General features: G+C 69.9%; 29 protein-coding genes and 1 pseudogene. 14 read left to right on the top strand and 16 right to left on the bottom strand.

Annotated features, from left to right (window positions below; all coding sequences use genetic code 11):
- Positions 1-38: 38 nt before the first annotated feature.
- Positions 39-527, bottom strand: coding sequence for a hypothetical protein (locus CV755_RS20830; RefSeq protein WP_109281701.1), 489 nt, complete (start codon positions 525-527; stop codon positions 39-41).
- Between the two features lie 276 nt (positions 528-803).
- Complete coding sequence (locus tag CV755_RS20825) at positions 804-1,760, bottom strand: MBL fold metallo-hydrolase (protein WP_109281700.1); 957 nt, start codon at positions 1,758-1,760, stop codon at positions 804-806.
- Positions 1,761-1,964: 204 nt separating this feature from the next.
- Between CV755_RS20825 and CV755_RS20820 the strand changes: the two genes are divergently transcribed.
- The gene (locus CV755_RS20820; protein ID WP_153068728.1) at positions 1,965-2,366 is read left to right on the top strand and encodes a hypothetical protein; all 402 of its coding nucleotides are present in this window, start codon (positions 1,965-1,967) and stop codon (positions 2,364-2,366) included.
- Positions 2,367-2,391: 25 nt separating this feature from the next.
- On the opposite strand, the pseudogene CV755_RS20815 reads toward CV755_RS20820, so the two are convergent.
- Positions 2,392-2,568: pseudogene (locus CV755_RS20815) on the bottom strand (contact-dependent growth inhibition system immunity protein); the annotation flags it as partial.
- A gap of 105 nt (positions 2,569-2,673) precedes the next feature.
- Here CV755_RS20815 and CV755_RS20810 point away from each other — a divergent pair.
- A complete protein-coding gene (locus tag CV755_RS20810; protein ID WP_153068726.1) occupies positions 2,674-3,219 on the top strand; it encodes a hypothetical protein in 546 nt (181 codons plus the stop codon).
- Positions 3,220-3,425: 206 nt separating this feature from the next.
- On the opposite strand, the gene CV755_RS20805 is transcribed toward CV755_RS20810, so the two are convergent.
- The 7 genes from CV755_RS20805 to CV755_RS36260 all read right to left on the bottom strand — a co-directional run bounded on the left by CV755_RS20805 (position 3,426) and on the right by CV755_RS36260 (position 7,919).
- Positions 3,426-4,079, bottom strand: coding sequence for a contact-dependent growth inhibition system immunity protein (locus CV755_RS20805; protein ID WP_109281696.1), 654 nt, complete (start codon positions 4,077-4,079; stop codon positions 3,426-3,428).
- A gap of 10 nt (positions 4,080-4,089) precedes the next feature.
- The gene (locus CV755_RS20800; protein WP_109281695.1) at positions 4,090-4,389 is read right to left on the bottom strand and encodes an RNase A-like domain-containing protein; all 300 of its coding nucleotides are present in this window, start codon (positions 4,387-4,389) and stop codon (positions 4,090-4,092) included.
- 13 nt (positions 4,390-4,402) lie between these two features.
- On the bottom strand, positions 4,403-4,996 hold the full coding sequence (locus CV755_RS20795; RefSeq protein WP_109281694.1) for a hypothetical protein: 594 nt from the start codon (positions 4,994-4,996) through the stop codon (positions 4,403-4,405).
- Position 4,997: 1 nt separating this feature from the next.
- Positions 4,998-6,728: an RNase A-like domain-containing protein gene (locus CV755_RS20790; protein WP_109281693.1), complete on the bottom strand. Its 1,731-nt coding sequence runs from the start codon at positions 6,726-6,728 to the stop codon at positions 4,998-5,000.
- A complete protein-coding gene (locus CV755_RS20785) occupies positions 6,725-7,030 on the bottom strand; it encodes a WXG100 family type VII secretion target (protein WP_109281692.1) in 306 nt (101 codons plus the stop codon). The genes CV755_RS20790 and CV755_RS20785 overlap by 4 nt, the downstream gene beginning before the upstream one ends.
- Positions 7,031-7,042: 12 nt before the next feature.
- Complete coding sequence (locus CV755_RS20780; RefSeq protein ID WP_109281691.1) at positions 7,043-7,453, bottom strand: WXG100 family type VII secretion target; 411 nt, start codon at positions 7,451-7,453, stop codon at positions 7,043-7,045.
- A 316-nt stretch (positions 7,454-7,769) separates the two neighbouring features.
- Positions 7,770-7,919 (bottom strand): hypothetical protein, encoded by a 150-nt coding sequence (locus CV755_RS36260; RefSeq protein WP_241561315.1) that lies wholly within the window; start codon positions 7,917-7,919, stop codon positions 7,770-7,772.
- 186 nt (positions 7,920-8,105) lie between these two features.
- On the opposite strand from CV755_RS36260, the gene CV755_RS20770 reads away from it, so the two are divergent.
- From CV755_RS20770 to CV755_RS20755, 4 genes are all read left to right on the top strand, one after another.
- The gene (locus tag CV755_RS20770) at positions 8,106-8,909 is read left to right on the top strand and encodes a helix-turn-helix domain-containing protein (protein WP_241561314.1); all 804 of its coding nucleotides are present in this window, start codon (positions 8,106-8,108) and stop codon (positions 8,907-8,909) included.
- Positions 8,906-9,208, top strand: a complete 303-nt coding sequence (locus tag CV755_RS36960) for a DUF397 domain-containing protein (protein ID WP_109281689.1) — start codon at positions 8,906-8,908, stop codon at positions 9,206-9,208. The genes CV755_RS20770 and CV755_RS36960 overlap by 4 nt, the downstream gene beginning before the upstream one ends.
- Positions 9,209-9,687: 479 nt before the next feature.
- Positions 9,688-10,734 carry an AraC family transcriptional regulator gene (locus CV755_RS20760; protein ID WP_109281688.1) on the top strand — a complete coding sequence of 349 codons (1,047 nt, stop codon included), beginning with the start codon at positions 9,688-9,690 and terminating at the stop codon, positions 10,732-10,734.
- A gap of 114 nt (positions 10,735-10,848) precedes the next feature.
- Positions 10,849-11,439 (top strand): hypothetical protein, encoded by a 591-nt coding sequence (locus CV755_RS20755; RefSeq protein ID WP_109281687.1) that lies wholly within the window; start codon positions 10,849-10,851, stop codon positions 11,437-11,439.
- Positions 11,440-11,443: 4 nt separating this feature from the next.
- Here CV755_RS20755 and CV755_RS20750 read toward each other — a convergent pair whose 3' ends face one another.
- Both CV755_RS20750 and CV755_RS20745 read right to left on the bottom strand, forming a co-directional pair.
- Entirely contained in the window at positions 11,444-12,019 is a 576-nt protein-coding gene (locus tag CV755_RS20750) for a hypothetical protein (RefSeq protein ID WP_153068725.1), read from the bottom strand.
- Positions 12,020-12,278: 259 nt separating this feature from the next.
- Complete coding sequence (locus tag CV755_RS20745; RefSeq protein WP_109281685.1) at positions 12,279-12,476, bottom strand: hypothetical protein; 198 nt, start codon at positions 12,474-12,476, stop codon at positions 12,279-12,281.
- 183 nt (positions 12,477-12,659) lie between these two features.
- Between CV755_RS20745 and CV755_RS20740 the strand changes: the two genes are divergently transcribed.
- Both CV755_RS20740 and nadE read left to right on the top strand, forming a co-directional pair.
- Positions 12,660-13,409, top strand: coding sequence for an alpha/beta fold hydrolase (locus CV755_RS20740; RefSeq protein WP_109281684.1), 750 nt, complete (start codon positions 12,660-12,662; stop codon positions 13,407-13,409).
- 91 nt (positions 13,410-13,500) lie between these two features.
- Entirely contained in the window at positions 13,501-14,331 is an 831-nt protein-coding gene (gene nadE / locus CV755_RS20735; RefSeq protein WP_109281683.1) for an ammonia-dependent NAD(+) synthetase, read from the top strand.
- Here nadE and CV755_RS20730 read toward each other — a convergent pair.
- A complete protein-coding gene (locus CV755_RS20730) occupies positions 14,328-15,116 on the bottom strand; it encodes an AraC family transcriptional regulator (protein ID WP_109281682.1) in 789 nt (262 codons plus the stop codon). The genes nadE and CV755_RS20730 overlap by 4 nt on opposite strands.
- Positions 15,117-15,218: 102 nt before the next feature.
- On the opposite strand from CV755_RS20730, the gene CV755_RS20725 reads away from it, so the two are divergent.
- The 3 genes from CV755_RS20725 (at position 15,219) to CV755_RS20715 (ending at position 17,190) form a co-directional block, all read left to right on the top strand.
- The gene (locus CV755_RS20725; RefSeq protein ID WP_109281681.1) at positions 15,219-16,061 is read left to right on the top strand and encodes an SDR family oxidoreductase; all 843 of its coding nucleotides are present in this window, start codon (positions 15,219-15,221) and stop codon (positions 16,059-16,061) included.
- A 151-nt stretch (positions 16,062-16,212) separates the two neighbouring features.
- Positions 16,213-16,725: a hypothetical protein gene (locus CV755_RS20720; protein ID WP_206608440.1), complete on the top strand. Its 513-nt coding sequence runs from the start codon at positions 16,213-16,215 to the stop codon at positions 16,723-16,725.
- A 96-nt stretch (positions 16,726-16,821) separates the two neighbouring features.
- A complete protein-coding gene (locus tag CV755_RS20715) occupies positions 16,822-17,190 on the top strand; it encodes a hypothetical protein (protein WP_241561313.1) in 369 nt (122 codons plus the stop codon).
- A gap of 9 nt (positions 17,191-17,199) precedes the next feature.
- On the opposite strand, the gene CV755_RS20710 is transcribed toward CV755_RS20715, so the two are convergent.
- Positions 17,200-18,390, bottom strand: coding sequence for a class I SAM-dependent methyltransferase (locus CV755_RS20710; RefSeq protein ID WP_109281679.1), 1,191 nt, complete (start codon positions 18,388-18,390; stop codon positions 17,200-17,202).
- A 94-nt stretch (positions 18,391-18,484) separates the two neighbouring features.
- Here CV755_RS20710 and CV755_RS20705 point away from each other — a divergent pair, with 94 nt between their 5' ends.
- The 3 genes from CV755_RS20705 (at position 18,485) to groL (ending at position 21,680) form a co-directional block, all read left to right on the top strand.
- On the top strand, positions 18,485-19,402 hold the full coding sequence (locus tag CV755_RS20705; protein WP_241561312.1) for a polysaccharide deacetylase family protein: 918 nt from the start codon (positions 18,485-18,487) through the stop codon (positions 19,400-19,402).
- Positions 19,403-19,632: 230 nt separating this feature from the next.
- A complete protein-coding gene (gene groES / locus CV755_RS20700; RefSeq protein WP_109281678.1) occupies positions 19,633-19,941 on the top strand; it encodes a co-chaperone GroES in 309 nt (102 codons plus the stop codon).
- Positions 19,942-20,057: 116 nt separating this feature from the next.
- On the top strand, positions 20,058-21,680 hold the full coding sequence (gene groL / locus CV755_RS20695; RefSeq protein ID WP_109281677.1) for a chaperonin GroEL: 1,623 nt from the start codon (positions 20,058-20,060) through the stop codon (positions 21,678-21,680).
- A 71-nt stretch (positions 21,681-21,751) separates the two neighbouring features.
- On the opposite strand, the gene CV755_RS20690 is transcribed toward groL, so the two are convergent.
- Both CV755_RS20690 and CV755_RS20685 read right to left on the bottom strand, forming a co-directional pair.
- Positions 21,752-22,525, bottom strand: coding sequence for an SDR family NAD(P)-dependent oxidoreductase (locus CV755_RS20690; protein ID WP_109281676.1), 774 nt, complete (start codon positions 22,523-22,525; stop codon positions 21,752-21,754).
- A gap of 44 nt (positions 22,526-22,569) precedes the next feature.
- Complete coding sequence (locus CV755_RS20685) at positions 22,570-23,265, bottom strand: MOSC domain-containing protein (RefSeq protein ID WP_109281675.1); 696 nt, start codon at positions 23,263-23,265, stop codon at positions 22,570-22,572.
- Between the last annotated feature and the right edge of the window lie 67 nt (positions 23,266-23,332).

Raw genomic sequence — 23,332 nt, 5'->3', positions numbered from 1 at the left:
CCCAACGCGCCAAACGCGCGCCAGCGCGCCCAGCGCGCTCAGTGCACCGGCAGCCCGTTGACCGGCTTGCCGTCCGACACCTTCTTCTCCAGGACGTCCTCCTTGCCGGAAGCCCAGGCGACGGTGATCGACTTACCGTCGTAGCGCTTGATGGTGCCCTTGCTGTACTCACCGCCGGCGGGCTGGCACTTGAGGTCCATGGTGATCGGCCTGGTCTCCGCCAGCTTGCCGGAACAGGCCTCCTTCCCGGCGCTCACCGCGGCGTAATTGCCCGAAATGGACACGATGACCAGGCTGTTGTCCAGCAGCTTGCCCTTGGCCCAAGCGCCCTTGAGGTCAGCGATATTGAAATCGGTGCTCTTGTCCTGAGCCGGGGCCTGGCTGCTCGGCTGCTGCTGGGCCGGCTGCGCGCTGGCCGACGCCGAGCCGTCCGCCTTCTTGTCGCCGCCGTCACTGCTCTTGCTGCAACCCGTCATCAGCACAGCGGCGATGACCGCCGCCCCCGTGATCTGTGCTGCCTTGCGCACGTCTTCTCTCTCCTCCGTACGGGAACAAGGCAGGTCAACCTACCCCAGCCAGGTAAAGGCAGGCTCTTGGAGCCTGCTATCGCGGCCCGTCCAACGGCGCCCGGCAGCTGTTCAGCATGCCCGCCGGAATCCGGAACACCCCCGCGAGACAAATGAGTTCGAGCAGCTGATGCCTGCTGTGGTGCGAGGCCGGCACCTCCCACGTCCCGTCCCCGATCGTGGCCTCCCGCGCCACCTCGCGTGGTGCAAGCGAGGTACGCGGCGGTACCGGCGGCATCACCGCCGCCCCGCCCAGAACTCCGCGGTCTGCACAAACAACTCGGCGAAGTCCCCATCCTCCGCCCCCAGTTCCCGGTACACCGCGCCAATATTGAGCACAATCCGCTCCGGATCGGTCCAGTCCGCGTACTCCTCCAGCGGAAACCGCCCCGCGGCCTCGCTGACGCTCAACCCGGCTCGCAGCCCGCGCTCCGCATGCTCGGCCACCCGCTCCAGATACCCCCGCAACCGGCGCACCGCCGGCTTCCCCGTGACCGGCCCATGCCCCGGCACCACGGTCTCCACTGCCATCCCCTCGATCAGCTCACACGCCTCGATCCACCGGCCCACCGGGCCGCTGTGAATCACCGGATGACTGCCCGCGAAAAGGATGTCCCCGGTGAACAGCACACCGTCCGCCGGAACTTCCACGAGTACGTCACCTTCGGTATGCGCGGGCCCCACCTGTATCAGGTGAACCCGCTGCCGCCCGACCCCCACCTCCCTCCGCCCGGCGAAGGTCGAGTTGGGCGGCGTCATCTCGATCCCCGACAGATCAAAGGAGCCCATGCGCTCCCGTACGAACGTTTCCAGCGCACCCGGCGCCTCACCCCCCACCGCCCGCTCGATAAGCGCGCGGAAGTAGTCGGCCGAGGGCGAGGCGGCAAGATGCGCGGCCATGGCTGCACTGCCGATGATCGTCCGGTCCGCGAAGAGCTGGTTGCCGAAGGTGTGGTCACCGTCGTCATGGGTGTTGACCACCGTGGTGATCTCCACCCCCGGCAGCCGCGCCGCGATGGCGCTGCGCAGCTCCTCGGTCAGCGCCAGGGTGAACAGCGTGTCCACCAGCAGCCCTTCGCCCTCATCCACCACCAGCCCGCTGTTGGACAGCCCCCAGGAGCCGTCCGGCTGAAGATAGGCGTAGGTGTGCGTCCCGACCCGGTGCAGTCCCTTGGTGTACGGCGGCATGGTCATCCCTCTCGTCTCCCTCGACTGAACGCACTTCAGCGATCTCCACGAGCAGCGGCACTCAATACCAGGCTCACCCTGAACTCGCCGCAGCCGCTCCCCGCCCGCCCCGCTGACGTTCGGTGCCGGATTTCCTTGCTCAGAAGGGGCGCCGGCGCAAAGGAAACCCGACACTGAATGCCGTCCCGGTGGCGATCTACGATGAACGCCATGCAACCTCCGCTGCTCCCGCTGTCCCTCTGGTGGACCGTCTGCGCCATCGTGACCGTGGCCTTCCTGGCCGTCATGGTGCCGATGATGCCGGAGCGCCAGGAGAAGCTCCGGATGGGCCTCTGTCCGCTGGCGATGGGTGCCATGGCCGGGCTGTCCGTGCTGCACAAGGGCATGCCGCTGGCCCAGATCCTCCCGATGTACGCGTCCCTGATCGCGGGCGCCGCCCTGGGGTGTGTGGGCCGAGGGCGGGAGTATCGCGAGCGTGCCCACCGCCGGGTGCTCTACGGGGACCCGCCGGAGGAGCGCTGGTCCCAGGGGCACCAGACGCAGTTTACGGTCTCCATGACGGCTACGCTCTGCGTCGGCCTCTACTTCGCCGGCGCGAGCTTCGGATCGTGAACCCCGCGCCGCCCCCCGGCCCACTTTCGCCGGTGAGGCGGGCGACCAGGGATGGGTCGGTGGTCCGGGCGTAATCCGTCATGGCCGCGTCGTGGTCGGGGAATTCGTCTGGCATGTCCTGGGAGAACCAGCCGCCCAGGAACTGGGCGAGTTCGGGAAAACGGGCCTGCCACTCCCCGTGGGTCCGCGGGGTGGCGGTCGGGCGGCACATCCTCATACGAGGGCGGGGTGCCCCAGAGCTCCATTGCCGCAAACCGTCGGTTACCGTTCAGCCGTTGAGATAGCCACCTGACTAATGTTCCCCTCCGTGACCTCCGCCATCCTGCCCCCACCGCCCCCGCCACCCGGTCTGCGCAGCTGGCCGGACCGCTCCGCGCTGCTCGCCGACCGGGCCCGGGCCCTGCGGACGCTCACCCACAGCGCGCTCTCGCCACGCCGCCTGGCCCTGTCCGCAATGCTGACCTCCGGTTACGTCCTGGCATGGGTGAGCTTCGCCTACGCCACCGGCTGGCCCCATCTGGCCTTCGGCGCCGCCCTGCTGGCCGCCTGCGCCGTCCCCACCTGGTTCACCCTCCGCAGGGAGCGCTATCTGCGTCACCTGGCCACCGCCTGGGCCACTCTGGACCCCGACCCCGCGTCCGTTCCCCAATGGCGCGCCCCGGCCCGCGCGTTGACCTGGCTGGCCTATGCCCTTGCCCTCATCGTCCTCGCCCTGGCGCTCCTCACCACCCCGCTCACCGGAACGGCTTCCCCCGTCCCGCTCGGCATCGCCGCGATACTGCTCGCCGCCGGCGCCCATGGCCTGGCGCAGGTCCTGGGCTACCGGCGGCTGCTACGCGCCGAACGCGCCTAGCGCGTCCAACGCGCTCAGCGCACCGGCAGACCGTTCAACGATGGCCGCCGCGCATCCTCCGCCGCTGCCGGAGGAATGCCGGTCCGAGGGGCACCAGAGGTAGTTCACGGTCTCCATGACCGTCACGCTCCGCGTCGGTCTCCACTTGGCAAACGCGGCCTTCTGATTGTGGGTTCCGGGCCCCGGCCCCTGGGCCCCGGCAGCCCTCAGCCTTCCAGCCGCTCCGCGAGCAGGGCGAGCCAGGCGCTGGGGGCGTAGGGGGCCGGTGGGTCCACTTCCATGCCCAGTTCGGCGAGGGCGAGGGCGTAGTCGCTCTCCTCCAGGGAGAGCGCGAGGAGTTCGTGCAGTTCGCCGATGAGGCGGGCGACCAGGGATGGGTCGGTGGTCCGGGCGTAATCCGTCATGGCCGCGTCGTGGTCGGGGAATTCATCCGGCATGTCCTGGGAGAACCAACCGCCCAGGAACTGGGCGAGTTCGGGAAAACGGGCCTGCCACTCCCAGTGGGTCCGCGGGGTGGCGGGGGGCGGTACGTCGCCGTTCTCCAGGCTCCGGCGCAGGTGGTCGGCCAGGCGGCGGAGCCAGTCCTGGATCTCTTCGTCGGGGAGCCCGACATCGGGGACGGGGTAGAACTCGCCCAGGCGGAGCCGGAGTCGGCCCGGAGGGTTCTCCGCGTACTCGCGGAGCTGCTGCTCGGCGATGGCGATGGCCCAGGGGCGGGTGTGCCAGGTGTGGCGCAGATAGGCGTCCAGGGCGGCGCTACGAGTGTCGTCCGTGTCATCGGCGGCCTGCCCGAGGTAGGCCCGGAGGACCTGGTCCAACTCGCCGTATTTGCGGTCGTGTTCCAGCGGCTTCAGGGACATGGGCGGGCCCTCAGAGATAGATCGGGAAGGTGGCGGCCACGGCGAAGCCGTGCGGTCGGGACGGGTCGCGCCGGAGGATCACCCGGGCGGCACGGACGTCCACCGGTTCGCGCCCGGCGAGCATCATGCTCTGGAGCAGCACCCGCCCCACCGGTTCCTCCCGGGAGGGCCAGGACGCCTCGATGGCCAGCCGCTGCCGGGTGCCCTGGGCGAGCCAGCGGTGGATGGCCTGCTCATTGCGGGTGACCACTTGCTGGGTGCACCACTGGGCGGTTTCCCGGTCGGGGTAGGTGGCGGATCGGGTCAGCATGGAAGAACTTCTCTCAGCGGTAGTTGAACGCCCAGATGACGCCGACTTCGTCATCGGTTACGGCAATCAGGCCCACGTCTCCGATGAGCCCGGTGAAGTTGTAGCCGGAATTCTCGCTCCGTGGATCGAGGAAGTGGGGGCGGCTGGTGGTACGGGCGGCCGGGGAAGAGGTGTAGCAGCGGACGGCGGGTCCATAGCGGGCGATAACGGTATGGGCGTCAGCCAGCAGTTGCTCCTTGCGCTCTTCGAAGTTCCATACGCCGCGCACCGAGAACCAGTCATCGAGCATGACCACCAGAAGCTCCGCGGCGGCTTCCGACTCCACTGGGTGGAGGTGTTCGGAGAGGAAATCGACGGTCAGCGGACGGAAGGGGAACGGCCCGCCGGCGTCGGGGTATTGGTCACGGGCGTCCTGCATATCAAGGCTGAGCCAGCCGCGCGGGTCGTCCACTTCACGGGCGAAAACGGCCAGGGCGTCCTTGCGCCAGTCCTGGTGATTCCTCGGCCCGGTACGCACAAAGGGGGTGATCTCGTCGAAGAGGCGGGTCACGGCCGTGCACCACTGGTCACGGCCGGGGGAGGGGACAGGGGAAGGGGAGGCGGGCACGCTACTCCTTTCCGTTCAGTTCGGGCATGGAAGTGAGGACGACAAACGGGGGGTCCAGGTTGGGGTCGTATTTGAGAACGGTCTTGATTCCCTTGGTCGGTATCGCCTGGGCATTCACTCCGTCCGTCTTGTAGCCGGAGTTGTTCACCGCGTTCGGCTGCTTGGTGACGGTGCGGCCACTGTATTCATTGTTGGGCGCATCGGCGGCGAAATCCTTTTTGTCCCCGGCCTGCGGCGGCGGTGGGCCGTCCAGCCACGCCTTGATCCCGCTGGAATTCTGGTCGATGTTGTACTGGGTGAGCCGCTGGGCCGCTTCCATGTCGTCGAACGCCGAGGAGGCGCCGATCTTCGGCTTCCCGTACGGCCAGGTCTGGGTCGGGGGATCGCCCTGATCGCGCAGCCGCTGCGCCAGTTGCTCATCGGTTTTGCCCACATGCTTGTCGAGGGTGTGCCCGCCGTCGAGGTTCTCATCGCTCGCCAGGTCGATCCGGTAGATGCCCTTGGCCGTGTCCCCGGGGTGCGTGAACTTGCGCTCATGCTTGAACTGGACGAGCGCACGGGCGCCGAACCCCTCGGCCCGTGCCTCCTCGGCCTCGAACTTCGGCATGCATCTGAATGCCTCGTCCAACGGGGCCTTGTGCGCCTCCAGTCGGGGCACCAGTGCATGGAGCTTGCCCTCATAGGTGGAGACCGCCGCGTTGATGGCGCCCTCGTCCAGGTGGAGCGTGATTCCCATCCCCAGCTGCTTCGCCGTCTTGAGCGCGCCCTTGGCCAGGGTCTTCAGATCGTCCAGGATATTCGCGTCGAACTTGAGCTTGCCGATGGCCTCTTCAACGGCTTTCACATAGATCCGGTGGACTTCCTTGCGCATTTCATATGCGGCCTCGGCGAAGTCGTGCAGCACGCTGCTCACCGTGTCACAGGTGTCGATCACCACCGCGAGCGCCGGATGGTTGCTGGTGGCCTGGTTGGTGTCGTGGGCCCACTGGTAGCCCTCGCGTGACTTGCCCCAGGGGGCGGTGCCCCAGACCGCGCTGCAGAAGGAGCGCATGGCGCCGTACCACTCGGCATTGCTCTGGTTGGTGATGGTGCCCAGCTGACCGGTGAGGGTGCCATCGGTCTGGCCCAGTGCCGTTACCGGATTCTGCCAGGCGTCCGAGATTTTCTGGATCGCCTGATAGTCGGGGAGCGGCAGGATATCGGCGGCCTTGCCCCAGCGGAGTGCGTGATGGACGATCGGCCGCAGGATCGCTTCCAGGGCCTTGTCCACGCCATTGAGGATGTCATCGAGAAGGCCGTCCGCGCCGTCATCGACAACGCCGTTCCATTTGAGGTTGGGCACCTTGCCATAGGACGGCGCGCTCCAGATGACATGCGGCAACGGCCGGGTCGGGGCGGGCCCTTGGTGCTGCGGGTTCGAGGCCGCGTCCGCGGTGGCGTACTGATTGGCCGTGACGGTGAAGCCGACGGCCGCGCCGCCCACGCCCTCCACGGCCTTTGCCCAGACCTGCATGACCTTTTCGCCGACATCCCGGTAGGCCGTGTTCACCGCCTCGACGGCGCTGCCCGCGCCGCCGACATTGGCCTGGCCGTTGAGGTCCTTGAGGAACTGGGTGGCCGCCTTGTCGAGCATGCCCTGTTCCATGGCTATCTGCGTGGAGACGCCATAGAGGTTCTCGGGCTTGACGTCGATATTGCCGTTGGCGGGAGGGGCCGAGGGCGGGGTGGTCATCGGCCACCGCTCCAGCCGTTCATCACCGCGCGGTGGGCGGCGGCGTAATTGCCGTGGCCGGTGACGACCATGCTGTGCAGCCAGCGCTGGGCGCCCTCCATGTCCTGCATGGCTTTGTCCCAGGTGTCGAGTGCCTCGACAAAGGTGTCGCGGGCCTCGCCCTCCCAGCCGAGGACGACCTTCTCGGTGCGGCCGTAGAGGTCTTCCAGCTTCTGGTTGAGGTCCTTGAGCAGGTCCTCCAGCTCTGTGGTTATCTCGTGGAGTTTGCTGAACTTCACGGATATGGCGCCGTCGTCCGCCATGTTTTCCCCCGATTAGTACATGTCCAACTTGCTTGCGGGCGCGGTGGATTGGGCGGTGTCCGCATCCGCATTCGCTTCCGCGTCGGCTCGGGCGAGGAGTTGCCGTTCGCCGTCCGCCGATGACTGGAGCCGGCGGAAGCTCCGCATGATCTCGAGATCCTGGCCCGTGAAGCCGTCGCGACTCATTTCGACGCCCTGCTCGATGATGTAGAGCATTTCCCGGATGCGGTCGATGTCCTTGTTGACATCGGCCTGGAGCTGTTTGTAGGAGCTCGCCGCCGCGCTCTGCCAGCCGCTGTCCACGGATTCGACCAACTCATTGAGATGGTTGGCTTTCTGCCTGAGGTAACGCCCCATCGAGCGGAGGTCGGAGGCCAGATCGGTCAGTTCCTTATGGCTGGCCCTGAGCCGGTCATCGCCCATGTTCCCCGTTCACTCTCCCCCGTTGTCCCACCAGTGCATGGGCCGAACCCATACGCATTCTTAGCGTGCCATGGGGCTGGAGTGACAGTTGTTGCCACTTGGTTGTGGCAGTTCCGGGGCAGTATCGGAACATGAGGAACATGAGGGAGAACACGCAGGAAGTGCACGCCCCCATGTATGAGGAGAGCCCCAACCCGCCATTGCTGGGCGGCCGGTTGCCGGATCCGCAGCCGCGGGAGCCGAAGGAGTCGGGGTACCCGCCGCCGTCGCCCGCGCGGGTGATGCGGGCACGGCGGCGCACGGTGCCGAGGTGGGCTCAGCCGGATGAGGGTGAGGGCTGAGTCAGTTGTTGCCTCAGCCGCTCCTTGGCTTCCGGGTCCTTCAGGACGGCCCGGAAGGTGATGGGGCGGGTCGCCTCCGGCGGACAGTCCCACTCCAGCCCGCCGCCGGGCGGGCGGAGCTGCACCAAGGACTCCATGTGGTCCATGACTTGACCGACGCGGTTGGTGCGGGTGTCTACGACGTATGAGCTGAGGGGTGGCGTTTTGCTGTTCACGGGGCGAGCTTGGTGGTCACCTCGCTACGCTGCGTAGTAGCCGAAGGGGTACGGAGTATGCGGGTACATCGGTAGCCCGTAGTGAGGGGGTTCCCCGTGGGAGAAGCGGAGCCGCCGATTGCCTGGCGGTACTGCGGTCACCAGATCAAGCTGTGGCGTGAGCGGGCGGGGGTCACGCGGGACCAGCTCGCGAAGGAGGCGGGGTACGACTACGAGTACGTGAAGTCCATGGAGTTGGGGCGACGGCGCCCCACGCTTCGGTTGCTTCAGGTCGCGGACCAGATGTGCGAGGCGCACGGCATGTTGCTGGCCGCACAAGATTATTTGAAGCCGGAGCGGTTCGTCTCGTATGCGCAGGACTATATGCGTCATGAGGCGGATGCCATCGCGATCAGCGCGTACCAGCCGCTGCTGATTCCGGGCTTGCTTCAAACGGAAGAGACGGTGCGGCTACTGTTCAAGGCCCGCTGGCCGCCCCTGGATGACGAGACCATCGAGGAACGCACTGCCGCAAGGCTTGAGCGCCAGGCCATGCTGGACAAGCAGACGAAGGTGTTCAACTTCGTCATCCTGGAGACCGTACTCAGGTACCCATTCGGCGACAAGGGTCTGCACAGGCGTCAGTTGGAGCACTTGCTCGCGGTTGCCGAGCGGCGCAATGTGACGCTACAGGTGTTGCCTGCCGGCGGGGCACATCCGGGACTGGACGGGCCTTTGATCGTGCTGGAGATGCCTGACCATGACCGCATCGCTTACGAAGAGGGGCAACAGTCGGGCGTCCTGTACGCGGACCCGGAGAAGGTGGCGATTGCAGCGCAAAGGTACGTCGTGATCGCTCAGCGTGCTCTCAGCCCTGAGGAGTCCGTGCGATTCATCCGCAAGCTTGTGGAGGAGCTGTGAGAGCGGAATCGGCCCGAAGGGCAAGCAACTGTGCTGGCGGCTCAGGTGCCCGTAGCGGTGCGGCAGTCCTTGCGTGGGCAAAGCCCAGCTGCAGCGGCACTGGGGGCGGCAATTGCGTTGACGTCGCGATCGGGTGGCGTAAGTCCAGTTACAGCGGTACGTCGGGCGGAGAATGCGTGGAGGTGCGTAGCTGTACCCAGGGTGTCCACATACGGGACAGCAAACGAATACCCGGCCCCCAGCTGACCGTTCCCGTCGCCGCGTGGGCCGCCCTGGTCGCCTTGGTGGGCCGGGCCTGACGGCCGCCCATTGGACCGTGGCTCCTCCGGTCGTATCTCGTGTACACGCCGTCCGTGGCTGGTCGCGCAGTTCCCCGCGCCCCTGGTGGGCGCCCGGAGGCGAGTGAGGAGCTGCCCGCGCCCCTGAGGGGGCGCCCGGAAACGCATCGGCGAGCCGCCTGAGGGGGCCGTACCGCCAACAAGCCGCGTCCGGAGCCGAGTTGGTGCAGGGGACCCCCGTACCCCTGCGCACCCCAACCCCCAACCTCAGCGGAGCGAACATGCGCGGCGCCGGCTGAGCGGCCTGGAACCTGGTGAGACACCACCGGCGCCGCGCGGTACCCCCACGCTAGGGGACCGAGCGTCACCGGCCGAGTGCCCTGGGATGCCAGCAAGGGGACCGTGCGCGCCAGAGGGGACCCTCCGCGCCGGGGAGAGGACAACCTACGCCAGGAAGCGGCAACAGGCTGGCGCATCGCACTGCCCTATGCTGGGCGATCGTGGCCGGGAGTACCGACAAAGGGACAACATCCTCCGCCGTCGCACGCCTCGTCGTGGACGGTGCGGCCGAACTCGGGATCCCCCGGGCCAAATACGCGCACCTCCTGGGGCTGGCGCCCGAGTACCTCAATGACGACCTCTATCGCACTCCCTCCGCCTCGGCCATCCATGTCTGGGAGTTAATGGTCGTCAAGGCGTCCTGGACCGAGGTCGCACCCCTGCTGGTGCGGCGCTCCCAGCTGGGATCCCTGGGGCTCTGGGACTATCTGCTGACCTCCGGTCCCACCCTTCTGGACGGGGCCCGGGACTCCTCCACCTATCTGGCCACCATCGCGGACGCCGGTACCGAGGCGATCGAGATCGTGGAGGACGGCGAGCAGATCACCATCAGCCATGTGAACCTGGCGGACCTCACCTATGACGCCGCCTCCGCCATCCGCTCCTTCGCACTCGGCCTCTATCAGCGGCGGCTCGGCGAGGCGGCCCGGCGGCAGCTGGTGCCGACCAGGGTGGCCCTGGCGGCGAAGGCGCCCAGGCGCCATGGCAGCCTGGTCGAGCTCTACGGCACCCGGGCCATCGACTTCGAGGCGCCGGTCAGTTCCATCACCTTCCTCGCCTCCGATCTGCGCGCGGCGACGCCCTATGCGCAACCGGGCCTGTCAACGGTGCTGAGGCGGCACGCCGAACAGTCGCTGGCCGCCTCCATCCCCCTGCACAGCTGGCTGGACACCTTCCAGGTCGCCCTGCGGGCCGCGTACGCCGATGACGCGGTGACCCTTGCCTCGGTGGCCCAGCGGCTGGCCGTCAGCACCCGTACCCTGCAACGGCGCCTGGACGAGCACGGCACCACCTGGAGCGAACAGGTGGAGTCCGTACGCCGCGAGCAGATCACCCAACTCCTGCGCACCACCGACCTCAGCATCGACTCCATTGCCACGCGCACCGGTTATGCCAATGCGCGGGCCCTGCGGCGGGCGGTGCAGCGCTGGTACGGGGATACGCCCGGTGCGCTGCGGCAGGCGCTCAACGGTGCCGCCCCGGTCTGATTCCGCCGCCGGGCGGAGGGTCTTCCTCCCCGGGAGGGATGGTCCGATGCCTGCCATTGACCAGGATCAGAGGCGATCCCAATGGCATGGCATGGAACAGAGCGGAGAATCATCATGCGGGGCAACTCAGTACGTAGCGGTGGCCTGTTGGCGCTTCTCGCCGCGACCCTGCTTGTCGGCGGCACCCCCGCTGCCACGGCCGCACCGGCGGCCAAGCCGGTGGCCAAGCCGGTGGCCGCCGGCATCAAGGGATGGGCCCGGATGGCCTGGCCGGAAGCCGGAAACGACATCCAGGTCACCGTCAACGCCCAGGCTCTCTTCGACCGCGACCAGCCCTTCAACCCCGCGAGCTCCCGGGGGACGTTCCGCATCAGCCACCGCTATACCGGGCCGAAGGGTCCCGCCTGGTTCAACTGGGGGGATTTCAAGGTGGATTGCGTAAGAGTGGGCGGGCCCGTCGCCACCGTCACCGGAACGCTCACCGATGCCGGGCCCTTCTGGAAGAAGTTCCTGCACTGGCAGGGCGGGAAGCCGATCCGGATGGGCGTCAGCTTCTATGTCGCCGGAAAGCACTCCGGCCCCAGCCGGATCGGCCTGTCCGGGGCGACCGGGAAAGACGAGCCCCCGCTGACCAAGTGCATGGCCCCGGCCCCGGACAGCGCGGTGGTCAAGGGCGGTTACCGCATTCGGGACGACCGGCGTTAGTGCGTCAGCCCTGCCGCCGGGCCAGCCAGAGGCAGCCCGCGCCCATCACCGTGAACACGCTGCCGCCGACCAGGCCGTTGACGCTGGCCGGCTGGTAGCGCCGTTCCGAATGGGCCACATCGCCGCACCGCCGGTTCTCGGCCCCCAGACAGCGGTCGTTGGGGGCCACCACATGCCCCTGCCACACCAGCACATCCTTGTCCCCGGCGGTGCTGAAGTAAATCATCAGCGCTCCCAGGACCAGGAACAGCACACCCAGCACCGCCACCCAGGTCCCCGACGACGGCCCCTTGCCGCCCCGCACGGCGGCGGGCGCGCCCAGCCGCACGGTCACGGGGCGCGGTACTCCCGTCCCGTCCGGGACCTCCACCGTCATCCGCTTCGCCGCCCCGGCCCGGCGGAGCAGCCAGACCGCCCCCGGCACCGCGACCGGGTCCGGAAGCGGGCTTACGGTCTCCGCCACCAGGTCCCAGGCGGCGGTGTGCGAGGGCGAACCCTCGAGCTTCCGGTCCAGCAGATATCGCTGAAGCGCCCGGTAGGCCGTGTCCTTGGTGCCGTATCCCTCCGGAGACCGCCTCACCCGCACCCCCTCGGGTGCGCTCCCGTCAATGACTATTTCCGCCCATTCCCACCGAGACATGCGGTGGAGACTAACCCTCCGCTCTGCCGTGCGGCACCCGCACTTTGCGGGTTCCCGGAGCAGGAGCTGTTCGCCGAGGTCCGTCCGGCGGCGGATGCCGGTTGGCCCCAGTGGCCTCCTCGGTGACCGGCGCGGGTGATCTCGATGCGGGGTAGGACGTGGTCCGGCCGGTCACCTCGGGCGGGAGGCCGACCGGGCCCTACAGAATCGTCTGCAGGGTTTGCACCAGGCCGGCCGCGGTGTCCAGCGTGTCATCCGAGACCCCGTGGGCGCATTCACAGCGGCCGGGGTGCCGGTCATTGTCGTTCGCCTGGGAGGGGGTGGCCAGGGCCAGACTGCCGAGGGCCAGCAGGGCGGCAGCGGCGAGGGTGGTCGCGACCCGTCGGAAGGTGTTCAACTCGGCTCTCCTGAAAGGCGTTTGAGGTGGGTTGAGCACACTCAGGCTGCCCCGCCGGGCGGGCGGTGCACCTGTCCTCACTCTTGTGGGGAGGGGCGCACGGGGGATCGGAAGGGATTGAGGACACCCGGTGTCCGCCATGGTCCCTAGCATGCGGGCGATAAGACCGAGAGGGGTGCGGCGATGACGGCGATGGTGCTGGTTCCCGGGTTCTGGCTGGGCGCCTGGGTCTGGGAGGAAGTGGCCCGTGAGCTGCGGGCCGCCGGGCACACGGTGTACCCGGTGACGCTGACCGGAGTCGGTGAGCGGGCCGGGGAGGCGGCGCCCGGGGTCGGGGTGGAGACACACATCACCGACCTGGTGCGGCTGATCGAGGACCATGATCTGCGCGAGGTGCTGCTGGTGGCACACAGCGGGGCGACCGTGCCGGTCACCGGTGCCGCCGAGCGGCTGCCCGGCCGGATCGCGCGGCTGGTGTATCTGGACAGCGCCCCGCTGCCCGCCGGGGTGTCGGTGCTGGACGCCAACCCCCGGGAGGCCCAGGAGGAATGGCGCCGGCAGGTGGCCGAGCGGGGCGAGGGCCGGATGCTGCCCCCGCCGCCCTTCGACCGGCCCGACGACGGTGAGCTGGCCGGGCTCACCGGCGAACACCTCGCCCGGCTGCGCCGGTTGGCCACCCCGGAACCCTTCGCGGCGGCCACCGGCAGCCTGGAGCTGCCCAAGGGGCTGCCGCCGGTGCCGCGTTCGCTGATCAGCTGCACCTCCACACCGGAGCAGGTGCGCCAGTGGGCGGACAGCGGGCATCCGCTGTTCGCGCCGCTGGCCGGGATGGAGGTGCACCACCTGCCCACCGGGCACTGGCCCATGCTCTCCCGGCCCGTCGAGCTGGCGGCCCTGCTGGCGTCCCTGAGCCCCCGGACACCCGCTGGGTAGGGTGGGCCGCGACAGCGCAACGTAAGACGGGACCGCACCGTGAGACGGAAGCGCACCGCGAGACGGAATCAGACGGAATCAAGGAGCAGACGTGAGCGAGCCGGCGTCCATAGCCCTGCAACAGGAGATCGCCCGGGACCTCCAGGTCGCCGAGGTCTTCCAGGCGGAGCGGGAGATCGAACGCCGGGTGGCCTTCCTCACCGAGCGGCTGACCGCCACCGGTCTGTCCTCCCTGGTGCTCGGCATCAGCGGCGGCGTGGACTCCACCACCACCGGCCGGCTGTGCCAGCTCGCGGTGGAGCGGGCCAGGGCGGCCGGGCACCCGGCGCGGTTCTATGCGATGCGGCTGCCCTACGGGGTCCAGGCCGATGAGCGTGACGCCCAGCTCGCGCTCTCCTTCATCCGCCCCGACCAGGTACTGACCGTGGACATCAAGCCCGCGAGCGACGCCGCGCTCCAGGCCACGCTGGCTGCCGGGGTGGGTTTCCGTGACGCCGGTCACCAGGACTTTGTCCACGGCAATATCAAGGCGCGGCAGCGCATGATCGCCCAGTATGCGGTGGCCGGCGCGCACAACGGCCTGGTGGTGGGCACCGACCACGCCGCCGAGGCGGTCTCCGGCTTCTTCACCAAGTTCGGTGACGGCGCCGCCGACCTCGTTCCGCTCACCGGCCTGACCAAGCGCCGGGTGCGCGCCCTGGCGGAGGCCCTGGGCGCCCCCGCCGAGCTGGTGTGGAAGACCCCCACGGCCGACCTGGAAACCCTGTCCCCGGGCAAGGCCGACGAGGACGCGCTCGGCGTCACCTACGACGACATCGACGACTTCCTGGAGGGCAAGCCGGTGGCCCCCGAAGCGTTCGAGAAAATCGCCGCCCGGTACCACCTCACCGCCCACAAGCGCCAACTGCCCATCGCGCCCTAGGCGTTGGGAGGCGTCCCGCAGGGCCGGGGCTCCGGCAGCCGTCCGGCCCGGTAGGCGCTGGGGGAGACCCCCATCAACGCCCGGAACTCCGCCCCCATATGGGACTGGTCGTAATACCCGGCCTCGCCGGCCGCCCGGGCCCCGTCGGCGCCGGTGACCGTGGCCAGGGCCCGCCGGACCCGGGCGATGCGCCCGTAGAGCCGGGGGTTCAGGCCCGTACCCCGGGTGAACAGGGTGCGCAGGTGCCGTTCACTGACGCCCAGTTCGCGGGCGATCTCGGGCAGCGCATGCGGCCGGGCCGTGCCCAGCCGGCGCGCGGCCGCGTACACCAGCGCGGCGTTGTCCAGCTCCCCGGTCCGCTGCCCGTCGGCCCGGTCCAGCAGCGCACCCCGCAGCCGGCGCAGCACCGGCTCCGGGCCGGGGCCCAGCCCCCGCAGCTCCTCGGCCAGCCGGTGACCGGACGGCCCCCACAGCTCGTCCAGCCCGATGGCCTGGTCGGTGAGCGCGCTCAGCGGCACGCCCAGCACGGGCAGCGCATGGCCGGGGCGGAGGCGGATGCGTACCGCCTGCCGCACCTCCTTGGCGGGCACATAACCGGCCCGGGTGCGCGGTCCGGTGACCACCAGGCGGCCCTTGCAGTAGGTCAAGGCGGCGGCACCGTCGGGCAGATGGACGATCGGACGGTGGCCGGCGGCCGGGTAGGAGAGGATCTCCGCTCCGGCGACCCAGGGCCGCAGCGGCACCGGAACCGGCACCCTGGCCGGTGCTTGCACGCTCGTACTCACCCCGGCACGCTAACCCGCCGCCCCGCCACCCGCCCCCTTCCGGGCCGCAACTGTGCCGGAACTTCCTAGTGGCCGCCGGCGGCCGTCCGGCACGGTGAACGCATGATCCTGATCACCGGTGCCACCGGCACCATCGGCAGCCAAGTGGTACGTCAGCTCATCGCGCGTGGGGAGCCGGTGCGGGCCATGACCCGCAATCCGGCCGCCGCCCGCCTGCCGGACGAAGTGGAGGTGGTCGCGGGCGACTTCGGGGACACCGCCTCGCTGGAGCGGGCGGTGCACGGCGCCACGGCGGTGTTCGCGCTGTCCGGCGCCGGACCGGAGATCCCGGACCATGACCGGGCGCTGATCGGCGCGGCCCGGGCGGCCGGGGTGCGCCGGGTGGTCAAGCTGTCCTCGATCGGCATGGCGGGGGCGGAGCCGCCGCCCTGGCATGAGGCGGGTGAACGGGCCGCCCGGGAAAGCGGGTTGGGCTGGACCTTTCTGCGGCCGTCCGCCTTCGCCTCCAACGCCCTGGAGTGGGCCCCGGCGATCCGGGCCGGCGAGCCGGCGCCCAACCGCTTCGGCTCCGGCCGGCTGGGCGTGGTGGACCCCAGGGATGTCGCCGAGGTGGCGGTGCTGGCGCTCACTTCCGATCGGCACCAGGGGCGGGCGTACACCCTCACCGGACCGGAACTGATCAGCGCCGGGGAGCAGGCGGCCGTGCTGAGCGCCGAGTTGGGCCGTCCCGTCACCCTGGCGGACATACCCCTGGAGCGGCTGCGCCAACAGATGCTGGCCTACCGGCCGGACCCCGCCTTTGTGGACCAGGTGATGGCGGGGGTCGAGGCGGTACGGGACGGCCGCGCCGAGGTGTTCAGCGACGACCTGCCCCGGGTACTGGGCCGCCCGGCCACCGGCTTCGCCGAGTGGGCCAGGGACCACCGGGCGGCGTTCACCGGCTGACGGCCCGGCTCCGGCGGCCGGCTCTGCCGATCGGCGGACGGGGCGGCGGCACGGTCTGCCGATCGGCCGATGGTGTGCGGGCGGTGGCCGGGCGAGGCTGAAGTGCCGCCCGGTCCAAGGGAGAACGGGCGCTCGCTGCCAGGGAGTTGCCATGTCCGTGAGATCCGCCTTCCGTACCGTTCCCGGCGTGCCCCGCTGGGCGAGCCGGGCGGCGCACGTCGCGGCGCTGACCGCGGTGCCCTCGGGGCTGTGGCGGGTGGCCATCGCGGTGGGGATCCCGGTGGGGCTGGGCCGCTCCGAGCTGAGGCAGATGCATGTGCCGGGGTGGGGGACGGTGGCGCTGGTGGGGCTGAGCCTGTTCGCCGAGGCACTGGCCTTCCTCAGCCTGGGCCTGGTGCAGCCGTGGGGCGAAGTCTGGCCGCGCTGGCTGCCGTTGCTGCGCGGCAGGCGGGTGCCGGTGGCGGCCGCGGTGGTGCCCGCCGCGCTGGGGGCGCTGGCGGTGACGGTCTACGGTGTGCTCTTCGTCTGGTCCTCCCTGCACGCGGACATGGACGTCAGCGACTGGGGGTACGGGCTGATCATCGTGCTCTACTCGCCGCTGCTGCTGTGGGGGCCGCTGCTCGGGGCGGTCATGGTGCACTACTACGCGCGCCGGACCGGTTGATCCGGACGACCCCGGTTCGCCGTCTCCGGCCCCTTCGACGCCCGTCGGGCGGCCCTTATCCTGTTGCCCAGCTATGACAGGAGAGGGGGAGCCGGCGTGCAGTGGTGGTGGGTGTTCATTGCCATCGGTCCCATTGGGGCCGTCGCCGCGTCGCTCCGCGACAACGCCAAGTCCGCGCTGAGGGTGCGGCACAAGCGCAAGCTGGAGCTGATGGAGGCCCAGCGCAGGGAGCGTGCCGAGCTGGAGGCGGCGGGCAAACCGCCCGCCGCGGTGTGCGGTTGTGGGCACCACCTGGCGAAGCACGACAAACAGGGCAAGTGCCATGAGACGGTTGAGGTTCCGGTCGCCTGGGACGCCGACCGCAAGCCGGTCCGTTTCGAGCCGGGACGGTGCAACTGCCAGCAGTATGTGGGCCCGCAGCCGCTGGCCACGGTCTATGCGGAGGAGCTCACCGAGCTGGGGTGAGGGTGGGCCTCACTCGCCGACGGGCCGCCCCAGCAGCATCGCGGGCGCTCCCGCCACCCGAGTGAGCACGATCACACAGGAGTTGGGCCCGTCCAGCCGCAGCTTTTTGCGTAGTTCCTCCGGTTCCACGGCCGAGCCCCGCTTCTTGATGACGGCCACGCCCACCGCGCGCTCGCGCAGAATCGCCTTCAGCCGCTTGAGGTTGAAGGGCAGCACATCGGTGATCTCATAGCCGGTGGCAAAGGGCGTCGGGCGCGGGGCGTCGGCGGTGAAGTAGGCGATGGTCTCGTCGATCAGACCGCCGTCCAGCTCCCGGGCCGCCTCGGCGACCAGATGGGCGCGGATCACCGCGCCGTCCGGCTCGTAGAGGTAGCGGCCCACCGGGCGCACCGCCGGATCCGGCAGGCCCTCGCCGGTGAGCGAGGCACCGCCGGGCAGCAGGGTCGCCCGCCGGGCGCCCGGCTCGGTGCCGAACCACAGAACGGCCTCCTTGACGTCCCCGGCGTCGGAGATCCACTCCGCCTCCGCGTCCTCGGGGATGGCCTCGTGGGGCACCCCGGGGGCGATCTTCAGGGCGGCGTACGGGGCGGTACGGGCGGCCTCCACGGCCCAGGACAGCGGCGGCGAGTACGCCTCCGGGTCGAAAATGCGGCCGCGGCCGCCGCGGCGGGCGGGGTCCACGAAGACGGCGTCGTACCCGGCGGTGTCCACCTCCGTCACATCGGCGCAGCGCACCTCGATCAGCCCGGCCAGGCCCAGCGCGGCCGCATTGGCCCTGGCCACCTCGCAGGTCAGCGGGTCGCGATCGACGGCGAGCACAGAGACCCCGGCGCGGGCCAGCGCGATGGCGTCACCGCCGATGCCACAGCAGAGGTCGGCCAGCCGGCGTACCCCCAGCGCGGCGAAGCGCCGGGCGCGGTGGGCGGCCACCGAGGCGCGGGTGGCCTGTTCCACGCCGTTGGGGGTGAAGAACATCCGGCCGGCGTCCTCGGCGCCGAACTTGGCCACCGCGCGCTGCCGCAGCCGCGCCTGCCCCAGTGCCGCCGACACCAGCTCCGGGGCGTGCTCCCGGCGCAGCCGGGTGGCGGTGGCCAGTTCCCGGGCCGGGTCGTAGTCGCGCAGCCCGGCCAGCAGGGCCTGGCCCTCCTCGGTGAGCAGGGCGGCGAAGGCGGTGCGGGGATCGTCGTTCGGTGCGGGCACGGGCTCATTCTCGCCGAGCGGGCGGCGGGGGCCGGACCCCGGAGGGGTGTCCCATGCCGAGCGCTTCTCGAACGACTGGACAAGAATCAGTGGTGTGATCGTGTCTGCAGCCTCCGCGCCGTCGCCCACCGCCCGTATATCCCGCCGCTCGCGAATATCCCGTGGCCCGCGCGGCCGCGCCGTCCGGGCCGGTGCGGCCGGGGCCGCCGCGCTGCTGTTCGCGGGGCTGCTGGCCGGCTGCTCCGGCGGCTCCTCCGGCCCGTCCAAGGCGGCGAGCGGCGCCCCCGTCACCCATACCGCCGCACCGGCCCACAGTGCGCCGCCCGATGACTCCTACCGCCGCTGGGGGCTGGACAAGCCGCTGGCCCCGCCGCCCAAGCCGCCCGCGACCCGGCTGACCGACCACTTCACCGGCCCCACCCCGCAGATCGTCCGGCGGGTGCCGACCAAGGACAAGATCGTCTTTGTCACCTTCGACGACGGGGCGGAGAAGGATCCGCGGTTCATCCAGATGACCAAGGACCTCAGGCTGCCCTTCACCATGTTCCTCACCGACCAGATAGCCCGCGCCGGGCGCGGCTATGGCTACTTCCAGCAGCTGCGGGCGCTCGGCAACGGCATCGACAACCACACCATCAGCCACCCCAATCTGCGCACTCTCAGTGCGGAGGACCAGCAGCGCGAGATCTGCGGTCAGCAGGACCGGCTGGCCAAGCGGCTGGGCAAGCGGCCGGTGCTGTTCCGCCCGCCGTACGGCAACTACAACCAGGCCACCCTGGCGGTGGCCGGCGGCTGCGGGATCAAGGCCGTGGTGCTCTGGCAGGCCACCATGCAGATCAACGACATGCGCTACGCCACCGGCGACGGGCTGCACCCGGGGGACATTGTGCTGGCCCACTTCCGCGGCCCCCATGAGCTCAAGGGCGCCTCGATGACCACCATGGTCAGCAACATGCTGCGCAGCATCCAGCGGCAGGGCTACACGGTGGCCAGGCTGGAGGACTACGTCTGAGGGGCGCGCGGCGTCCGAGGGGCGCGCGCCGGATCCGGACGGCTCGCTGGGAATTGGCACTCCGCTTGACCGAGTGCTAAGCGCGTCATAGTCTCGCTTCCGTTGGCACTCTCCACCGGGGAGTGCCAAACGCAGCGACGGGCAGGTCCGGCACCCGCGACGACGGATCCACCTGGTCGCCACCCTCAGACAGTTAACCCCGTGAGATCTCCGAAGGGGGAGGTCGGATCGTGACGACCACCAGCTCCAAGGTTGCCATCAAGCCGCTCGAGGACCGCATCGTGGTCCAGCCGCTGGACGCCGAGCAGACCACGGCCTCCGGCCTGGTCATTCCGGACACCGCCAAGGAGAAGCCCCAGGAGGGCGCTGTCCTGGCCGTCGGCCCGGGCCGCTTCGAGAACGGTGAGCGCCTCCCGCTCGACGTCAAGGTCGGCGACGTCGTTCTCTACAGCAAGTACGGCGGCACCGAGGTGAAGTACCAGAACGAGGAGTACCTCGTTCTCTCGGCTCGCGACGTGCTCGCGATCATCGAGAAGTAATTCACCCAAGGCTTTCGATACTTCGAAGCTGTTCTGCGCCCCAGGTACCCGCGTAACAAACAGCCGGGCGCCCGGGGCGCAGTTCGTTTAAGACACGGCGAAGGACACCTATCCCCATGGCCAAGATCCTGAAGTTCGACGAGGACGCCCGTCGCGCCCTTGAGCGCGGCGTCAACAAGCTTGCCGACACCGTGAAGGTGACGATCGGCCCCAAGGGCCGCAATGTCGTCATCGACAAGAAGTTCGGCGCTCCCACCATCACCAACGACGGCGTCACCATCGCACGCGAGGTCGAGCTCGAGGACGCGTACGAGAACCTGGGCGCCCAGCTCGTCAAGGAGGTGGCGACCAAGACCAACGACATCGCGGGTGACGGCACCACCACCGCCACCGTGCTGGCCCAGGCGCTGGTCCGCGAGGGTCTGCGCAATGTCGCCGCCGGTGCCTCCCCGGCCGCCCTGAAGAAGGGCATCGACGCCGCGGTCAAGGCCGTCTCCGAGGAGCTGCTGGCCACCGCCCGTCCGATCGACGACAAGTCCGACATCGCCGCCGTGGCCGCGCTCTCCGCGCAGGACCAGCAGGTCGGCGAGCTGATCGCCGAGGCGATGGACAAGGTCGGCAAGGACGGTGTGATCACCGTCGAGGAGTCCAACACCTTCGGTCTGGAGCTGGACTTCACCGAGGGCATGGCCTTCGACAAGGGTTACCTCTCGCCGTACATGGTCACCGACCAGGAGCGTATGGAGGCCGTCCTGGACGACCCCTACATCCTGATCCACCAGGGCAAGATCTCCTCCATCACCGAGCTGCTGCCGCTGCTGGAGAAGATCATCCAGGCCGGTGGCTCCAAGCCGCTGCTGATCATCGCCGAGGATGTCGAGGGCGAGGCGCTCTCCACCCTGGTGGTCAACAAGATCCGCGGCACCTTCAACGCGGTGGCCGTCAAGGCCCCGGGCTTCGGTGACCGCCGCAAGGCGATGCTGGGCGACATGGCCGCCCTCACCGGCGCCACCGTCATCGCCGAGGAGGTCGGCCTCAAGCTCGACCAGGCCGGCCTGGAGGTGCTGGGCACCGCCCGCCGCGTCACCGTCACCAAGGACGACACCACCATCGTGGACGGCGGCGGCAAGTCCGAGGACGTCACCGGCCGGGTCGCCCAGATCAAGGCCGAGATCGAGACCACCGACTCCGACTGGGACCGCGAGAAGCTCCAGGAGCGCCTGGCCAAGCTGGCCGGCGGCGTCTGCGTCATCCGCGTCGGCGCGGCCACCGAGGTCGAGCTCAAGGAGCGCAAGCACCGCCTGGAGGACGCCATCTCCGCGACCCGCGCCGCGGTCGAGGAGGGCATCGTCTCCGGTGGTGGCTCCGCGCTGGTCCACGCAGTCAAGGTGCTCGGTGACAACCTGGGCAAGGAGGGCGACGAGGCCACCGGTGTCGCCGTGGTCCGCCGCGCCGCCGTGGAGCCGCTGCGCTGGATCGCCGAGAACGCCGGCCTGGAGGGCTATGTCATCACCTCCAAGGTCGCCGAGCTGGACAAGGGCCAGGGCTTCAACGCCGCCACCGGTGAGTACGGCGACCTGGTGAAGGCCGGCGTCATCGACCCGGTCAAGGTCACCCGCTCCGCCCTGGAGAACGCCGCCTCCATCGCCTCCCTGCTGCTCACGACCGAGACCCTGGTCGTCGAGAAGAAGGAAGAGGAGCCCGCCGAGGCCGGCCACGGTCACGGCCACGCCCACTGACGCGCGTTCGTCAACCGCCCGAGGCCCGGCCCCCGTTGGGGGCCGGGCCTCGGCCGTGGGTGCCAACTGCCTCAGCTGGGGCCGTACTTGCGGCCGGTGGTGGAGGACACCCGGCCCAGCGCCCCACGCGGCACCAGCTTGGACAGACCGGTCAGCGCCTTGTAGCGGGGGTCCGGAATGGACAGCGACTTGCCGCGGGCCAGGTCCTTGAGCGCGGCGTCCACCAGCCGGTCGGCGTCCAGCCACATCCAGCCGGGGATGTTCTCCGTCCCCATCCCCGCCCGCTGGTGGAACTCGGTGCGGACAAAGCCCGGGCACAGCGCCATCAGCCGCACCCCGCTGCCCGCCAGATCCCGCGCGGCACCCTGGGTGAACTGCACCACCCACGCCTTGCTGGCCCCGTACGTCCCGCGCGGCACAAAGGCCGCCACCGAGGCCACATTGACCACTCCGCCGCGCCGCCGCTCCCGCATTCCGCCGGCCGCCGCCATGGTCAGCCGGAGCACCGCCTCGCAGTGCACCCGCAGCATGGTCAGCTCATCGGCGACCGAAACCTCCAGGAAACGGCCCTTGTTGCCGAAGCCGGCATTGTTGACCAGCAGGTCCACCGGGCGTTTGCGGTCCGAGAGCCTGGCCTCCACCGCGGCGATCCCCTCCTCCCGGGAGAGGTCCGCCCGCAGTACCTCGGCCTCCACCCGGTGCCGGTCGTGGAGTTCGGTGGCGTGCTCATGCAGCCGCTTCTCGTCCCGGGCGACCAGAACCAGGTCATGCCCGTCGGCGGCCAGCCGTCGTGCGAAGGCCGCGCCGATGCCGGCCGTCGCGCCCGTGATCAGTGCAGTGGTCATGCCGGAACGTTAGTGCCCGGGAGGCCGCCGTGGTCGCGGAGGTTTCAGCCTTCTATGGAACCCTGACCCGCCTGATGGGCCAGCGCCTTGCTCCGCAGCTCGGGATGGAGCCCGTCCCCGGCCGCCAGAACCCGGGGCAGCAGCGCCCGCTCGGTGGTCTGGGCCCGGAAGGCGAAGGCGATGCTGACCTCATGGGCGGGCCGGTGCACCACCGTCACCGGATCACCCGCACGGACCTCTCCCGGCTCGATCACCCGCAAGTACGCCCCGGGCGCGGCGGCTTGGGTGAACCGCTTGATCCAGCCCGACTCCCGCAGCCAGTCGCCGAAGGTCCGGCAGGGGATGCGCGGCGAGGTGACCTCCAGCAGCAGCCGCTCGCCTATCCGCCAACGTTCCCCGATCCGGCCGCCGTTGACATCGATGCCGGTGGTGGTGAGGTTCTCGCCGAAGGAGCCCGGCGGCAGGGCGCGCCCCAACTCCCGCTCCCAGAAGTCCAGATCCTCCCGGGCAAAGGCATAGACCGCCTGGTCGTCCCCGCCGTGGTGGTGCCGCAGAATCACCTCGTCCCCCGCCAGCCCGCTGCCCGCGATGCCCTTGGGGCCGGGGGCGGCCACCGCCACCGGCCCCTGGACGGGGCGCTTGTCGATGCCGGTGGCCAGGCCGCCGGTGAACTCACCGGGGTGGCCGGGGCGGTCGTCCACCGTGGTGGCCGAGCCGATGTTCACGGAGAGGATGCGCATAACCGAAGCGTAGGCGGGCGTAACTCAAAGGGTCCAGCGATTATCGTCCATCGGCCCCAAGCAGCGC

Origin of the sequence: Streptomyces orinoci, from assembly GCF_003121295.1 — a bacterium.
GTDB lineage: Bacteria > Actinomycetota > Actinomycetes > Streptomycetales > Streptomycetaceae > Streptomyces > Streptomyces orinoci.
This window is presented reverse-complemented; position numbering and strand designations above follow the sequence as displayed.

Bases quoted from the DNA above. Each gene is read 5' to 3' on its own strand.
- CV755_RS20825 (WP_109281700.1), bottom strand. From the start codon at position 1,760: ATGACCATGCCGCCGTACACCAAGGGACTGCACCGGGTCGGGACGCAC.
- CV755_RS20820 (WP_153068728.1), top strand. From the start codon at position 1,965: ATGCAACCTCCGCTGCTCCCGCTGTCCCTCTGGTGGACCGTCTGCGCC.
- CV755_RS20805 (WP_109281696.1), bottom strand. From the start codon at position 4,079: ATGTCCCTGAAGCCGCTGGAACACGACCGCAAATACGGCGAGTTGGAC.
- CV755_RS20800 (WP_109281695.1), bottom strand. From the start codon at position 4,389: ATGCTGACCCGATCCGCCACCTACCCCGACCGGGAAACCGCCCAGTGG.
- CV755_RS20790 (WP_109281693.1), bottom strand. From the start codon at position 6,728: ATGACCACCCCGCCCTCGGCCCCTCCCGCCAACGGCAATATCGACGTC.
- CV755_RS20785 (WP_109281692.1), bottom strand. From the start codon at position 7,030: ATGGCGGACGACGGCGCCATATCCGTGAAGTTCAGCAAACTCCACGAG.
- CV755_RS20780 (WP_109281691.1), bottom strand. From the start codon at position 7,453: ATGGGCGATGACCGGCTCAGGGCCAGCCATAAGGAACTGACCGATCTG.
- CV755_RS20755 (WP_109281687.1), top strand. From the start codon at position 10,849: ATGCGGGGCAACTCAGTACGTAGCGGTGGCCTGTTGGCGCTTCTCGCC.
- CV755_RS20740 (WP_109281684.1), top strand. From the start codon at position 12,660: ATGACGGCGATGGTGCTGGTTCCCGGGTTCTGGCTGGGCGCCTGGGTC.
- CV755_RS20725 (WP_109281681.1), top strand. From the start codon at position 15,219: ATGATCCTGATCACCGGTGCCACCGGCACCATCGGCAGCCAAGTGGTA.
- CV755_RS20720 (WP_206608440.1), top strand. From the start codon at position 16,213: ATGTCCGTGAGATCCGCCTTCCGTACCGTTCCCGGCGTGCCCCGCTGG.
- groL (WP_109281677.1), top strand. From the start codon at position 20,058: ATGGCCAAGATCCTGAAGTTCGACGAGGACGCCCGTCGCGCCCTTGAG.
- CV755_RS20690 (WP_109281676.1), bottom strand. From the start codon at position 22,525: ATGACCACTGCACTGATCACGGGCGCGACGGCCGGCATCGGCGCGGCC.
- CV755_RS20685 (WP_109281675.1), bottom strand. From the start codon at position 23,265: ATGCGCATCCTCTCCGTGAACATCGGCTCGGCCACCACGGTGGACGAC.